A 14,679-nucleotide genomic window follows, 5' to 3' on the forward strand; every position below is an offset into this window, starting at 1 on the left:
CTACTCCGCTGCGTGCAGTGTTTTGTGGGGTGAGCGCAGCCCGGCGTAGATCTTCGCCATCGCCTGCGTCTGTGCCTCGACCGTGAACTGCAACGACCGCTCGTAGGCCTTGACGGCCAGCGCCGCCCGCAGGTCCGAATCCTCAGCCAGTTGGTTGATCGCCGCCGCGAAGAGCACGGGATCGCGCGGATCGGCGAAATACGCGCAGCCCTCCCAGATCTCCCGATAGGTGGGAATGTCAGAGAGTACGAGGGCCGCGCCCGCTCGGGCTGCTTCCAGCGGGGCCAAGCCGAATGGCTCATAGAGTGATGGGGAGGCGACGATCTTTGCCTCGTGCATCAAGCTCATGGTCTGCCCATGCGAGAGCTCTCCCCTGTGGAGGGCATGATGAATTGGCCGGCTTTGGCCGTTCGGCCCTTCGGTGGCACCCGCCATCAGCACCGGCCAACGGACGGAGCGCGCCGCCTCGTCGAGAACTGTCCCGTTCTTGCCGTCGTCCCACCAGCGACCGGCCGCAAAGACCACGTCCCGTTTCCCGGTGAGGATATTTTCGAGCCGGCTTCCGTTATGCACCACGTGCAACCGAGGAACCGGGCCATAGGCCTTTTCCAACATTGCAGCGTGGCTGAAGCTTGGGGATACCACCGCGTCCGAGTGGTCGAAGCCGGACCGGTTGAGCTCCTGCTGCCACTGCCAGTCTGTCGGTACGGGCGTGCCGCGAACCCCCGCGAACCAGGTGACGACACAGGAATGCGAGACGGTGACCACCGGAATGTCCGTCGCGATATTCGCAGCCTGCGACGGAAGATTGAGGTGAAGAAGGTCCACCCTCTCCTGCCGTCCCAGTTCGGCCAGCATCTCCGGAACCGCCGTCAACTGGCTCTTGTTGCGGGCAAGCCAGTCCAGCGGCGCGTCGAGAAGAATCAGTCGGCCGATACGCTCTGCCTCCTCCCTCTTGTCCTCCGTCGGCCCGGGACCGAGGCAGACGAACAGCGTCTCAGCCCCCAGGTCTCGAAGTCCTGCCGCGAGATCCATCGCGTAGCGCCAGACGCCACCGATGGAGTCGACCGTCATGAGGAGCCGCATCCCGTTCAAGGAGAGCACTTGCTGCATCACGCCGTGATCCTCTTCGGTTCGCGAAGGATCGGACGTCCACCGAAGCGATGCTCCACGAGCCATTCCGCCAGATGCCGGATGCCGCCCCGCCAGCGGACCCTCGCCTGCCAGCCGAGCTCGCTTTCCAGCTTCCGCGTATCGGCCACGAAGAAATACTGGTCGCCCGCACGCCACGGCCCGAAGGAGGTCTGCAGCGGCCGGCCGGTCAGCTTCTCGATCTCGCGCAGCACGCCGAGAATGCTCACCGAATTATGCGGTCCTCCGCCGAGGTTGAAGACATTGCCTTTCACCTGATCGATCGAGGCGAGCGTCGCGCGATAAGCCGCCACTGCGTCGTCCACGTGGAGAATGTCGCGCACCTGCTTGCCGTCGCCGTAGATGGAGATCGGCTCGCCGGCGAGCGCGCGGATGAGGAAGTGCGCGACCCAGCCCTGGTCCTCGGTACCGAACTGACGCGGCCCGTAGATGCAGCTCATGCGGAGAACTGCGCTCGGAATGCCGAAGGACTTGGCATAGTCCAGGACATACTGATCCGCGACGCCTTTCGAGCAGCCATAGGGCGTGCAGAAGGACAGCGGACGCTGCTCGTCTATCCCGTGCGCGCGGATCGCCTCATCCGCCGGAATGTACCGGTCGTCGAGCTCAAGCATCTTGATGTCTTCAAGCGCGCCGTAAACCTTGTTGGTGCTGGCGAAGATGACCGGCGCCTTCCTGCCCGCCTTCCGGACCGCCTCGAGCACGTTGATCGTACCCCGGGCATTGGCCTCGAAATCATCGATCGGATGGGAAAGACTTGTGGTGACTGCTGTCTGTGCGGCGAGATGAAAGACCGCCTTGGCCTCGGTGAAGGCCGCCTCAATCCCTCGCATGTCGCGGATGTCGGCGAGGAAGGGATGGACCCGGTCGCCATGGCGCTCCCGCAGCCAGGCGAGGTTCTGGTCGACGCCGGGGCGCCCGAGGTTGTCTAGGATGACGACGTCCTCGCCCTCGCCCAGGAAGCTGTCGGCAAGATTGGAGCCGATGAAGCCGCTGCCACCGGTGATGACGACGGGCGCTGCGCCGTTTGCAATACGCGGCGCCGGAAACTCCGTGACCTCCCGGACACGGCCCACCCCGCCTTCCGTCAGCAGGCGGGCGAGAAGCTTCGGCTGTCCGTCATGGGTAATGGCGCCAAGGTGGTAGTGGCGCGGATCGAACCAAAGGCCTTCCTGCACCGCAACGTTCGGGGGTACGTCGGCCCATGAATACCAGTAGAGCCTGTCCGCGGGCACGTCGAGCGCCTTCGAGAAGCGGCGCACCTGCTCCATCTCGTCGTTCCGCCAGGTGGAATAGCCGGTCTCGGTTACCCAGATCTCGGCGTGCGGATTGTGGCGGTCGAGGATCCTGCGCATTTCGCCGAGATGCATGTCCCAGCCGCCCCAGCTCCCTTCTTCGCTGTCCCACGTGCCCGGGAAGCCATGGAACCCGACCGCGTCGACGACCCCGAGCACCCCCCGCTCCCCCATCAGGTTGAGCCAGAAGGGATCGAAAGGACAAGGACCGCCGAGAACCGGCTTGAAGCCCCGGTGCTTTGTCCAGTATGCGGCTCCCCCGACCATCTCGCAGAACAGCTGGAAATCGCCGTCTTCCCGCCAGTCCCAGTCGAGAAGGTTGTTCGGCTCGTTCCACAGTTCGACGTGGCGGAAATGCTTTCCGTAGCGGGTCAGGACATGGTCGATGAAATCGGCATAGGACTTGAGGTCCTTCGGAGCACCCGATGACCGGCCGGTCCGCGACATGGAGGGCGGCGTGTAGTGAACGCAAGGCAGAAGATCGATCTGCGCGCCGATCCGCGGGATCAGCCAGTCGAACCATTCCTCGCCCCCTGGGGCAAGGTATTCCGCCCAGGAAAGATGGGTTCGGAGATACGAAGCGCCGGTGGCGATGATGCCCGGCAGCATCTCCTCCGTCCGTTCGTATTCACCGGGCCGAAACCACTCGACGAAGCCGAACCGCTTCGACCCGACACCGCTGCTGGCCGAAGATCCGCCGGTCGTCATGATACGAGACCCCGCTCTTCCAGCTGCCGCCGCATCTCTGCGCCACGATCGACGGCACCGGTGCTGCGAACCCATTCGACAAACGGCCCGAGCGAGTTTTCCAGCTTGTATTGCGGCTTGAAGCCGAGCAGATCGCGCGCCTTGGAAATATCCGCGAAGCAGTTTCGGATGTCGCCGGAGCGCGCCTTGTGCATGATCTCTGGCTTGATTTCCGGTACGCCCATGGCCGCCGCAAGAAGCGTCGCCACCTCTTCTACCGTATAGGCTTGGCCGCTGCCGACGTTGATTACGTGACCATTGGCGCTAGGCTGCTCGAGCGCCAGCCGGAGGGCGCGGGCCACATCGCGGACGTGGACGAAGTCGCGGCGCTGCTGGCCATCCTCGAAGATGGTCGGCGGCTGGCCGTTGGCGAGGCGGGAGGCGAAGTTGGCCAGCACGCCGGTATAGGGATTCGAAAGCGCCTGCCCCGCTCCGAAGACGTTGAAGAGGCGCAGGGCCACGGCTTCCACGCCGTATGCCTCGCCGAAGATCAGTACCTGCTTTTCCTGCGCATACTTGGTCAGTGCATAGATGGAGGCGAGATCCACCGGCTTGTTCTCGTCGGTGGCGATGGGGGTGAGGGTTTCGCCGTTTGGCCCTTGCGGCTCCCAGCGGCCTTGCCGAACCTGATCGGCCTTGCGGCGAATGAAACCCAGCGTCTCGCCGCTGTCCGTCGCATACAGTCCTTCTCCGTAGACGCTCATGGACGAGGCGACGACGATGCGGCGGATCGGAAGGCCGATCATTGCCTCCAGAAGCACCGCCGTGCCCAAGTCGTTACCGCCGACATAGCGTGCAATCTCGTACATAGACTGGCCGACACCCACCTCGGCCGCGAGGTGGATCACCCCTTCTACGCCTTGCAGCGCCCGCACTACCGCATCCTTGTCGCGCACGTCCGAGCGGATCACTTCGGCCTGTTCCGGCACCTCCGCTTCAGCGTCGCCATGAACCTGATCGATCATGGCGTCGAGGATGCGGACCTGATAGCCCGCGGCAAGAAGCTCTTCCGCCACGTGCCGCCCGATAAAGCCACACCCGCCTGTCAGTAGGATTGTCGACATATGCTCACTCTTGGCTGGAACAAAATTGCGGTTTGCGATGTGAACCCGTCGCGCTACGAAAAGTTCCTTCTTCAATGACTTCTTTGTCTTCAATGACATCAACCGAACAGGGCCGCGATGTCCGGAACCCTTTGAACTCGATCGGCGTTTGAGGGCGTTCTGGATCAGAAAGCAAAGGCGCGGCCAATGGCGTCACCCCAAACCGAAGAAACCGGCGTCTGCTACAAGGGTAGTGCAGGTCCGCCGATTTCCAATATACTGGACCGGAACATCGACGCCCTCATCAGCAGGAGGGCGCAGGAGGAAAGAAGCCTCTCTCTGCAACAGAAGGCGGCAAATGCCATCACCGCCTTCGTCGGCAGCATGACTTTCATCTATATCCACGCGGTCCTGTTCGGGCTGTGGATACTCATCAACGTCGGCTGGCTGCCGATCCTGCCTGCATGGGATCCTTCGCTGGTCGTGCTTGCAATGGCCGCATCGGTGGAGGCGATCTTCATCTCCACCTTCGTGCTCATCAGCCAGAACCGGATGGCGGCTGAAGACGACAAGCGTGCGGACCTCAGTCTCCAGATCGCCCTGCTCAACGAGCATGAGACCACGAAGTTGGTAACCATGGTCTCCGCCATCGCCGAGAAATTGGAGGCCGATCCGCAGGTGGCAACCGAAGAGATCGAGGAAATGCAAAAGTCCGTTTCGCCGGAAGCCGTCCTCGAAGAGATCGAGCGGCAGAACAGCGACTGAGCGAGGTTCTTCATCTTCTTCCGGAACTCCTGCCGACCGCAGGAGTTGACGCCCGAGGCCGCCCCTCCGGGATCTGCGCGGCTTCTGAAAATCATGTTGAGGGAGACCCCCGAAGATGAACGTCATGACTGTGTCTGAGACCAGCTTGATGAACGCTGCCATCATAACCGGGCCGGGAAAGATGACTGTTGCGGCAGGACCATTACCGCAACCCGGATACGGCCAGGTCAGGATCAAGCTGGAAGGCTGCGGCGTTTGCGCGTCCAACCTCGCTCCCTGGGCAGGACCGGAATGGATGCAGTTTCCTACGGAGCCGGGCGGGCTCGGCCACGAGGGTTGGGGGCGTATCGACCTGCTGGGCGAAGGTGTCGAGGGTCTGAAGGTGGGCGACCGTGTCGCCGCCCTCTCCTTCCACGCCTATGCCACCCACGACGTTGCCGATGCCGACAAGGTCGTGCCTCTGCCTTCCGCACTCGCCGGCATGCCCTTCCCCGGCGAGCCGCTTGGCTGCGCGATGAACATCTTCCGCCGCAGCGAGATCAAGGCCGGGCAAACGGTGGCGATCATCGGCATCGGTTTCCTTGGCGCGCTGCTGACACAGCTGGCGACTGCCGCAGGCGCGCGGGTGATCGCCATTTCGCGACGTTCCTTCTCGCTTGATGTGGCACGACGCATGGGCGCAGCCGAATGTATCCCGATGGAGGATCACTGGCAGATCATCGAAGAGGTGAAGCGGCTGACGGACGGGACGATGTGCGATTGCGTCATCGAGGCGGTCGGCAAACAGTGGCCGCTCGATCTCGCCGCAGAACTGACGAAGGAACGCGGGCGTCTGGTCGTTGCCGGCTACCATCAGGACGGCCCACGCCAGGTCAACATGCAGATGTGGAACTGGCGCGGGCTCGATGTGATCAACGCCCATGAGCGTGATCCTGCAGTATACGTCCGAGGCATACGGGAGGCCGTCGAAGCGGTTGTGAGCGGCCGCCTCGACCCGTCCTCGCTCTACACCGACCGCTTCCCGCTGGAGCAGCTCGACGACGCGCTGAACAGCACCCGCGACCGCCCCGAGGGTTTTCTGAAGGCACTGGTGATCTACTGATGAACGAACTTGTTTCGGAACGTGCATTTTCCGCAGCCACCCGGCCGGCCCGTCTCGGATTCCTGGGCGTCGGCTGGATCGGCCGCCACCGCATGGAAGCGATCCTCTCCTCGGGAGCAGGCCAGGCCGTCGCCATCGCTGACGCCTCCAGGGAGATGGCGGAGGAGGCCAGCAAGCTCGCACCCGATGCTGCCGTTGCTTCCGGCCTGGAGGAGTTGCTCCGCCATGATCTCGACGGCGTCGTGATCGCCACCCCGAGCGCCCAGCATGCGGAGCAATCGATCCAGGTGCTGGAAGCCGGAAAGGCTGTCTTCTGCCAGAAGCCGCTGGGACGTGATGCAGGCGAGGTGGAGGCGGTCGTCACGGCCGCCAGGAGGGCAGACCGGCTTCTCGGCGTGGACCTCTCCTACCGTCATACGGGGGGCATGCGGCGGATCCGCCGCCTTATCCAGAACGCCGAACTCGGGCACATCTATGCCGTCGATCTGGTGTTTCACAACGCCTACGGCCCGGACAAGGACTGGTTCTACGACAAGGCCCGCTCCGGCGGCGGCTGCGTCATGGATCTCGGCATCCACCTTGCCGACCTCGCTCTGTGGGCCCTGGACTTCCCGCGGATCGATAAGGTCGATTCGCAGCTTTTCCATCAGGGACAGCCAATTGCGACCACGTCGGATCGGGTGGAGGATTTCGCCACCGTAACGATGCAACTGGAGACGGGGACCGTGGTGCGCCTCACCTGTTCCTGGCGGCTGCAGGCGGGTTGCGACGCCGTCATCGGTGCAAGTTTCTATGGTACCGACGGCGGGGCCGCGATGCGCAACGTGAACGGCTCGTTCTACGATTTCACCGCCGAGCGTTTCCGCGGGACCGCACGGGAGGTGCTGGTCGAGCCCCCGGAGGATTGGGGCGGGCGCGCCGCCATCGACTGGGCGCGCAGGCTCGGTGACGGAGCATGTTTCGACCCGGCCGCCGGCGAATATCTTGCAACGGCGGAGGCTCTCGACCGGATTTATCGCGTGGCGTGATCCGTGACCGCTACGACCCTGGGATTTCGTGCGCCCCTGAGAAAAATCACTAGATGTGGTGCCGGCGGCAATGGAGGACGGAACCTCTTGAAGGCGAGCGTGTTGTGAGACCCGAAGGAGTCTCGCATGCGCATTATCTTGGTTGTCATGCTCGCGTCTGTTCTGAGCATTCTGGCATTCAAGTACGTCGACCGCTCGATCGGCGAGTCGGACATCATGGCCTCGCCGATGGAAATGTCCGCGCAGAACTAGTGCGTTCAGCTGTTCGCCTCTGAGTAGTTCTTTCACTGCCGTAGGAGGATTTCTGTCATGAACCGGAACCACATCATCGCTACATTCGCGGCGGCAATGGCCATCTATGTCGTCGCGGTCTTTCTGTGGCCGTCGGAGATCGACCCATCCACCACCGATGCCGGATTGGACAAAACAGCCCGTCTGGCGGGATTGGCCGACGAGACGGCCTTCCAACAGGAACGATTCGGCGTGCCGTCGCCGGAACGGGTGGAGACGCGCGTCGAATAGCAAACATGCCCTGCGCAGGCCGGGGCATGGGTCTTCTGGTGTACGGGAACCGCCGGCGTCTTCCTGCTTGGGCGATACGGCGGCGTCGCCATTGGCCCTGACCCGCACATACCGCCTTCGACACTGGCATCTTCCTTGATTCCCCCGGATCCGATCATCACGCCGTCCTCTCGTGTGAGAACAACGGGCGACGGGCCTTCATAACAAGCGGATAACTTGGCGACCTGCCATGGGCGGCCTGGCACCACTCTCAGGTTACGGAAGTTTAAGTTGGTCTGGCTGCGCGGACATGTCATTGCGGACATGGACGGCAAATTGATCTGGCTCAGCGACAGCGAACCTGCCTGAAGTAAAAGCCGCGTACAGAAGGAAAAGCAGGGTGAAACTGGAAAACGATATCGGCGGAAGCAAGGCCAGCGCCGTACCGGATCTCGCCGCCATTCTTGCCGATCAACGCCGCAAACCGGGCGCTCGGAAAATCGGTTGGGGCATGGCTTTGCTCGTGCTGATCGCCGGCGGTATCGGCGGCTATCTGTATTTTCAGGGGGAAGCTCCATCCTTTACCTACACGACGCAGCCGGTCACGCGGGGAGACCTGGAGGTCATCGTCACGGCGACGGGATCCGTACAGCCGACGGACCAGGTGGATATTTCGAGCGAATTGTCCGGCACCATCCGCGCCGTCAACGTCACCTACAACTCGCCCGTCAAGGCGGGCGATATCCTGGCGGAGCTCGATACCAGCAAGCTGCAGGCGGACGTGGAGAATGCGCGGGCGCAGCTGGCTTCCGCCCGCGCCAACCTGCTTAAGGCCGAGACGGAGGTTGCTTCCACCAGGACGAGCTTCGACCGCCTGACCGGACTTGCGCAACGCAATGTCACCAGCCAGCAGGATCTCGACATAGCGCGCTACGCCCATGAGGCCGCTGTCGCCGCCAAGGCCGTCAGCGAGGCATCTGTCCAGTCTGCGGAGGCCAGTCTGCGCCTTGCCGAGGTCAACCTCGCCAAGGCGGAGATCATATCGCCCATCGACGGGGTAATCCTGACGCGCGACGTGGAGCCGGGCCAGACGGTGGCGTCCTCGCTCAATGCACCCGTGCTGTTCACCATCGCCGGAGATCTGCGGCAGATGGAACTTCAGGTGGCCGTGGACGAGGCCGATGTCGGGCAGGTGGATGAAGGCCAGGACGCCACCTTCACCGTCGACGCCTATCCCGACCGCAGCTTTCCCGCAAGAATCCAGACAATCCGCTATGCATCGGAAACCGTCTCCAACGTGGTGACCTACAAGGCGATCCTGACGGTCGACAACGACGATCTGCTGCTGCGGCCGGGCATGACGGCCACCGCGGATATCGTCGTCCAGTCCGTTGACGGCGCCCTGCTGGTGCCGAACACCGCGCTGCGTTACTCGCCGCCGGATGAAGCCCGTTCCAGCGGCGGCAACCTCCTGACGAGGCTCTTCCGTCCACCCCGCATGGGAAGTCGTGCCCGTCAGTCCTCTCGGGAGGGAACCGAACGCAGCGTCTGGCTACTTCGTGGCGGCATGCCCGAGCGCGTTTCAGTCGATACCGGGCCCTCGGACGGGCAGTCGACGGTCGTGCGTGGCGGCGAGTTGCAGGAAGGCGATCTGGTGATCACCGACGCGACCGCCCGTAACAGGTGAGCCGCGACCATGAATCAGTCGCTCATCGAATTCCGCCAGGTTTCCAAGTTCTACGGACGAGGCGAAGCGACCATCCGGGCGTTGGACCGGGTCGACCTGTCCATTTCCGCCGGCGAGTTCGTCTCGATCATGGGACCTTCCGGTTCCGGTAAATCGACCTGCATGAATGTCATCGGGGGGCTCGATGTGCCCTCCTCCGGCGATTATCTGTTTCAGGGAATTCCCACCGCAGACTTTTCGCGAACGCAACTCACTCTCCTGCGCCGGCACATGCTGGGCTTCGTCTTTCAGGGCTTCAATCTTCTTGCCCGCACATCGGCAGTGGAGAATGTCGAACTGCCGCTCGTCTATCGCGGCGTGTCGGCCCGCGAACGCAGAAAGCTGGCCCACAAGGCGCTGGAACAGGTCGGACTCAAGGGCCGCGAGGGCCATACCACCCAGGAATTGTCGGGCGGCCAGCAGCAGCGCGTCGCGATCGCCCGTGCGATCGTCACCGATCCGGCTGTCCTCCTCGCCGACGAACCGACCGGCAATCTCGATACGAAGACCAGCCGCGAGATCATGGAGCTGATTTCACGGCTCAACCGTGACCGGGGGATCACGGTCATCATGGTGACCCACGAGGAGGATATCGCTGCCTACGGCAAGCGCCTCCTGCGCTTCGTCGACGGAAGGCTCGCCGGCGACGAGATACGGGTGAAGGAGCCGGACCATGTTCTTTGAGACGGCCAAACTTGCCTGGCGCGCCATCAGCCGCAACCTCCTGCGTTCCTTCCTGACGGTTCTGGGCGTCGTCATCGGCGTGGCTGCCGTCATCGCGATGGTGACGATCGGCAACGGCACCACGGCTCAGGTTCAGGCCGAACTGGCACGGCTCGGCACCAATACTCTCTTCGTCCGCCCCGGCCAGTGGGGTCCCGGACGCGCCAGCGCCGAGGCGAAGCGTTTCGAGGATCGTGACGTGGAAGCCATCCGGCAGCAGATAGCCGGACTTCGCGCCATAGCACCCGTGAATCGGGGAACCGCCACGATCATCGCCGGGGGAGAAAATCGCTCGTCCAGCGTCATCGGCACGACGAACGACTATCTCATCGCGCAGGACTGGGAACTGGCTTCCGGCCGCAGCTTTCTGGCCGCTGAAGAGCGCGGCCAGGCCGCGTGCATCATCGGGGAAACCGTGCGACGGGAGCTCTTCGGCTCCGCCGATCCGGTCGGTGAGACGATCCGCGTCAGCAATGTCGCCTGCCCTGTCGTGGGTCTTCTGGAGACCAAGGGTCAGTCGGGAATGGGAGACGACCAAGATGATACCGTGATCATGCCCCTGAAGCTGCACCAGCGGCGCATCGGTGGCACCACGACGATCTCCAGCATCATCCTCTCGGCGCAGGACGGCGTCTCGACGGCGAAGGTCCAGGCGGATGTCCAAAGCCTGTTGCGCGAGCGGCGGCGCATCGCCATCGGCCGCGACGACGATTTCTCGGTCGCAGACATGTCGCAAATGGCGGCCGCGATGACCGGCACCACAACCCTCCTCACCGGCCTTCTCGGCGCGGTGGCGGCCGTGAGCCTGCTGGTCGGCGGCATCGGCATCATGAACATCATGCTGGTCTCGGTCACGGAGCGCACGCGCGAGATCGGCATCAGGCTGGCCATCGGCGCGCTGGAGAAACAAGTCCTGACGCAGTTCCTCGTCGAGGCGGTGATGCTGTCCGTTTTCGGGGGCGTTGCGGGGATCCTTGCCGGGCTGGGCCTGGCCTATGGCGCCGTGGGCTTCCTGAACGTGCCCTTCGTCACCAGCCCCGCCATCATCATCGTCGCCTTTGCCTTTTCGGCCGCGATCGGCGTCGTTTTCGGCTACTTCCCTGCGCGCCGTGCCGCCCGGATGAACCCTATCGACGCACTCCGCCACGAATGAAAAGGGGGCCGTGCGGCCCCACCATCGTCGTCTGCGGATGCGGGCTCAGCCGGCATGGGACTGAGCTTCGCGCTCCCTTGCCATCGCGGCCAGGTCGGCGGGCTTCAACTCCACCGATTCACCGCAGCCGCAGGCGGATGTCTGGTTGGGGTTCACGAAAATGAAGCCGGACCGCATCTTGGTCGTCTCGAAGTCCATCTGGGTTCCGAGGAGGTAGAGCACCGCAGACGGCTCCACCCATACGCATGCGCCGGCATGCTCGATGAGGTCGTCCTTCGGATCCGGAACAGTCACCAGATCGATCGTATACTCCATACCTGCGCAGCCGCCTTTCTTGATGCCGACGCGCACACCTTTCGCTTTGGGACCCGACTTGTCGACGATCGCCTTCACGCGCTCCGCCGCCGCATCGGTCATGGTCATCACTGCGAAGCCCATAGGCTCATGCTCCTTCTACAGCCGGCTTCAAGGGCCGGTGTTGCTGGATCGAATGTAGGGGCCGTCCGTAAAGGGATCAATACCAGCCGACGGCGACCTGAGCCTCCTCGGACATCCGCTCGGGCGTCCACGGGGGATCGAAGGTCATCTCCACTTCCACGCCGGAAACGCCCTCCACGGCACCGACCGCATTCTCTACCCAGCCCGGCATCTCGCCGGCGACGGGGCAACCGGGGGCCGTCAGGGTCATGACGATCTTGACCATCCGGTCGTCCTCGATATCGATCTTGTAGATCAGGCCAAGCTCGAAGATGTCGGCCGGAATCTCGGGATCATAGACGGTCTTCAGGGCGGCGATGATATCGTCCGAAAGCCGCGCGAGCTCTTCCTGCGGGATTGCCGACTGAACGATACCCTCGCGGGCGTCCCATTTCAGTTCGCTGTCTTCCACGGCCATGGCAAAAAGTCCTCAAGCAAAGAATGTGCGGGCATAGTCGAGCGCATCCGCGAGCGCATCGACTTCGGCACGGGTGTTGTACATGCCGAATGATGCCCGGCATGTGGAGGTGACGCCGAAGCGCTTCAAGAGCGGCATGGCGCAATGGGTGCCGGCACGGACCGCCACCCCGCGGCGATCGATCACCATCGAGACGTCATGGGCGTGGATGCCGGCAAGTTCGAAGGAGAAGATCGCCCCCTTGCCCGGTGCATTGCCGATGATCCGAAGCGAGTTGATGGCTTTCAGCCGCTCGGCGGCATAGGCGGCGAGACCGGCTTCGTGCCGCGCGATCGCATCGCGGCCGATCCTGTCCATGTAGTCCAGCGCATATCCCAGCCCGATCGCCTGGACGATCGGGGGGGTGCCGGCTTCGAAGCGATGCGGCGGGTCATTGTAGGTGATCCCGTCCTCGCTGACGTCGATGATCATCTCGCCGCCGCCCTGGAATGGCCGCATCTCCTGCAGCCGCTCCTTCTTGCCGTAGAGCACGCCGATGCCCGACGGACCGTAGAGCTTGTGGCCGGTCATGACGTACCAGTCGCAATCGATGTCCTGGACATCGACCGGCATGTGAACGGCGCCCTGGCTGCCGTCGACCAGAACCGGAATGCCGCGCTCGTGTGCGATCCGGCAAACTTCCTTGACCGGTACTACCGTACCGAGGGCGTTCGACATATGCGTGACAGCGACCAGCCTGGTCTTCTCCGTCAGGCATTTTTCGAAATCCTCGAGATGGAAGCCGCCGTCGTCATCCACGGGTACCCAGACAAGCTTCGCGCCCTGCCGCTCCCGGATAAAATGCCAGGGCACGATGTTGGAGTGATGCTCCATGATGGTGATGACGATCTCGTCGTCCTCGCCGATGTTCGGCATGCCCCAGCCATGCGAAACGGTGTTGATCGCCTCCGTCGAGGACTTGGTGAAGACGATCTCGTCGATGGAAGACGCGTTGAGGAAACGCCGTACCTTCTCGCGCGCCGCTTCATAGGCGTCGGTGGCTGCATTGGAAAGGAAATGCAGCCCGCGATGAACGTTGGCGTACTCGTTCGCATAGGCATGCGAGATCGCGTCGATCACCGCCTGCGGCTTCTGGGCGGATGCACCGTTGTCCAGATACACCAGCGGTTTTCCGTAGACCTCCTTCGCCAGGATGGGAAAATCCCGGCGGATGGCTTCGACGTCGTATTCGGTCGCTGGCGTGATCTGGTCCATGTCAGGCGTGCTTTTCCAGCCAGGCCGAGATCACGCCTTCCAGCGCCTCGACCAGCTTTTCGTCCTCGAGTTCCTCGACAATCTCGGCGACGAAGGCATTGACCAGCATGGCCCGTGCCACGTTCTCCGGGATCCCGCGCGAGCGCAGGTAATAGAGGTGGTTCTTGTCGATATCCGTGACGGTCGCACCGTGGCCGCAGACCACGTCGTCGGCGAAGATCTCCAGTTCCGGCTTGACGGAAAACTCGCCGTCGTCCGTCAGCAGCAGCGTGTTGCACGCCATCTTCGCGTCCGTCTTCTGCGCGTCCGGCGCGACCCGGATCATGCCTTGGAAGACACCTTTGGCCCGGTCGAACACGACATTGCGGATGATCTCGGTCGAACTGGTGTGCGGTACGTTGTGACCGAGTACCAGCGTGACGTCCGTGTGCGTCTCCTGGCCGAGCAGGTTGACGCCGCGAAGCGTCAACTCGCTGCCCTCGCCCTCGACGTCGATCCGTAGTTCCTGTCGCACCAGTTTGCCGCCGACATTGACGACGAAGAGCTTCAGCTTCGCTTCGGCTGCAAAGCGCACGCGGATCTGGCCGAGATGCGTGTCATCGGCGCCCTGCTCCTGCAGGATCACCCAAACCACGTCGGCGCCCTCTTCCAGTGTCAGGTCGCTGATGGAGGATACAAAGGCGGCGTCACCAGTCACCGAGCGGTGACGTTCAATGATCGTCGCACGGGAACCCGCGCCGAACGTCACCGGGAAGCGGGTATGAACCTGCCCTGCCCCGTGCAGCGCCTGCAGTTCGATTGGCGTTTCTACCGTTGCCCCGGCCGGCACGTTGATCTGATAACCGTCGCGGACAAAACTGCCATTGATCTTGCCGATCGCGTCGTCCTTGTCGCGGGCCGTCAGCGATTGCGCTGCCGCTCCACTGACGAGGGTATCGGCGAAACTGGACACCTCGGCGCCATCGACGGAAACGGACGGCGCGGCAGCACCCTGAAGGACCGGCAATACCTGTGCGCCTTCAATGAGCGAAGCAACGGGTTCAATCGTCGGCGCCACCGCGTTCGCGGCCGGTACAGCCCGCAGCAGCGTGCGCAGGTCCGTGTAGTGCCAGGATTCAATCCGGCGCGTCGGGAGCCCGCTTTTCTTCAAGTCGTCCAGCAGACGATCGCGGGTACCGGCAACAGCACCGTCGCCCGGCAGGCTCCCCATCTGTTCGTTATAGGCCTCGATCAGCGCCGTTTCGGCTGCCGTCAGGCGGTTGGTCATCTGAATGTTCATGTCTACATCCTTCCCG

General features: G+C 63.2%; 15 protein-coding genes. 8 read left to right on the forward strand and 7 right to left on the reverse strand.

All coding sequences use genetic code 11. The annotated features are described in order from the left end of the window. Genes RTCK_RS13885 through RTCK_RS13895 form a run of 3 tightly spaced genes read right to left on the reverse strand, consistent with a single transcriptional unit; the run spans position 1 to position 4,258 of the window. A complete protein-coding gene (locus RTCK_RS13885; RefSeq protein ID WP_328803967.1) occupies positions 1–1,113 on the reverse strand; it encodes a glycosyltransferase family 4 protein in 1,113 nt (370 codons plus the stop codon). Beyond that, entirely contained in the window at positions 1,113–3,155 is a 2,043-nt protein-coding gene (locus RTCK_RS13890; RefSeq protein ID WP_142593240.1) for an NAD-dependent epimerase/dehydratase family protein, read from the reverse strand. The genes RTCK_RS13885 and RTCK_RS13890 overlap by 1 nt, the downstream gene beginning before the upstream one ends. Then, the gene (locus tag RTCK_RS13895; protein WP_142593241.1) at positions 3,152–4,258 is read right to left on the reverse strand and encodes an NAD-dependent epimerase/dehydratase family protein; all 1,107 of its coding nucleotides are present in this window, start codon (positions 4,256–4,258) and stop codon (positions 3,152–3,154) included. Before RTCK_RS13895 ends, RTCK_RS13890 begins: the two co-directional genes overlap by 4 nt. Before the next feature lie 186 nt (positions 4,259–4,444). Here RTCK_RS13895 and RTCK_RS13900 point away from each other — a divergent pair, with 186 nt between their 5' ends. The 8 genes from RTCK_RS13900 (at position 4,445) to RTCK_RS13930 (ending at position 11,235) form a co-directional block, all read left to right on the forward strand. Further along, entirely contained in the window at positions 4,445–5,002 is a 558-nt protein-coding gene (locus RTCK_RS13900) for a DUF1003 domain-containing protein (protein ID WP_142520635.1), read from the forward strand. Positions 5,003–5,117: 115 nt separating this feature from the next. Next, positions 5,118–6,104, forward strand: coding sequence for an MDR/zinc-dependent alcohol dehydrogenase-like family protein (locus tag RTCK_RS13905; protein ID WP_142593242.1), 987 nt, complete (start codon positions 5,118–5,120; stop codon positions 6,102–6,104). After that, complete coding sequence (locus RTCK_RS13910; protein ID WP_142593243.1) at positions 6,104–7,132, forward strand: Gfo/Idh/MocA family protein; 1,029 nt, start codon at positions 6,104–6,106, stop codon at positions 7,130–7,132. The genes RTCK_RS13905 and RTCK_RS13910 overlap by 1 nt, the downstream gene beginning before the upstream one ends. A gap of 126 nt (positions 7,133–7,258) precedes the next feature. Then, positions 7,259–7,384: a hypothetical protein gene (locus RTCK_RS21050; protein ID WP_268963134.1), complete on the forward strand. Its 126-nt coding sequence runs from the start codon at positions 7,259–7,261 to the stop codon at positions 7,382–7,384. A gap of 57 nt (positions 7,385–7,441) precedes the next feature. Continuing rightward, on the forward strand, positions 7,442–7,654 hold the full coding sequence (locus RTCK_RS13915; RefSeq protein WP_142593244.1) for a hypothetical protein: 213 nt from the start codon (positions 7,442–7,444) through the stop codon (positions 7,652–7,654). Between the two features lie 379 nt (positions 7,655–8,033). Beyond that, the gene (locus RTCK_RS13920) at positions 8,034–9,320 is read left to right on the forward strand and encodes an efflux RND transporter periplasmic adaptor subunit (RefSeq protein WP_408004546.1); all 1,287 of its coding nucleotides are present in this window, start codon (positions 8,034–8,036) and stop codon (positions 9,318–9,320) included. Between the two features lie 9 nt (positions 9,321–9,329). Then, entirely contained in the window at positions 9,330–10,043 is a 714-nt protein-coding gene (locus tag RTCK_RS13925) for an ABC transporter ATP-binding protein (protein WP_142593245.1), read from the forward strand. Continuing rightward, positions 10,033–11,235 carry an ABC transporter permease gene (locus RTCK_RS13930; protein WP_142593246.1) on the forward strand — a complete coding sequence of 401 codons (1,203 nt, stop codon included), beginning with the start codon at positions 10,033–10,035 and terminating at the stop codon, positions 11,233–11,235. Before RTCK_RS13925 ends, RTCK_RS13930 begins: the two co-directional genes overlap by 11 nt. A gap of 45 nt (positions 11,236–11,280) precedes the next feature. Here the strand turns inward: RTCK_RS13930 and sufA are convergent, their stop codons facing one another. From sufA to sufD, 4 genes are all read right to left on the reverse strand, one after another. Then, on the reverse strand, positions 11,281–11,673 hold the full coding sequence (gene sufA / locus RTCK_RS13935) for a Fe-S cluster assembly scaffold SufA (protein ID WP_142593247.1): 393 nt from the start codon (positions 11,671–11,673) through the stop codon (positions 11,281–11,283). 76 nt (positions 11,674–11,749) lie between these two features. Continuing rightward, the gene (locus tag RTCK_RS13940; RefSeq protein ID WP_052638437.1) at positions 11,750–12,130 is read right to left on the reverse strand and encodes an SUF system Fe-S cluster assembly protein; all 381 of its coding nucleotides are present in this window, start codon (positions 12,128–12,130) and stop codon (positions 11,750–11,752) included. Between the two features lie 12 nt (positions 12,131–12,142). After that, a complete protein-coding gene (locus tag RTCK_RS13945; protein WP_142593248.1) occupies positions 12,143–13,384 on the reverse strand; it encodes a cysteine desulfurase in 1,242 nt (413 codons plus the stop codon). A 1-nt stretch (position 13,385) separates the two neighbouring features. Then, the gene (gene sufD / locus RTCK_RS13950; protein WP_142593249.1) at positions 13,386–14,663 is read right to left on the reverse strand and encodes a Fe-S cluster assembly protein SufD; all 1,278 of its coding nucleotides are present in this window, start codon (positions 14,661–14,663) and stop codon (positions 13,386–13,388) included. Between the last annotated feature and the right edge of the window lie 16 nt (positions 14,664–14,679).

It is taken from the genome of Pseudorhizobium endolithicum, assembly GCF_902153245.2.
Classification (GTDB): domain Bacteria; phylum Pseudomonadota; class Alphaproteobacteria; order Rhizobiales; family Rhizobiaceae; genus Neorhizobium; species Neorhizobium endolithicum.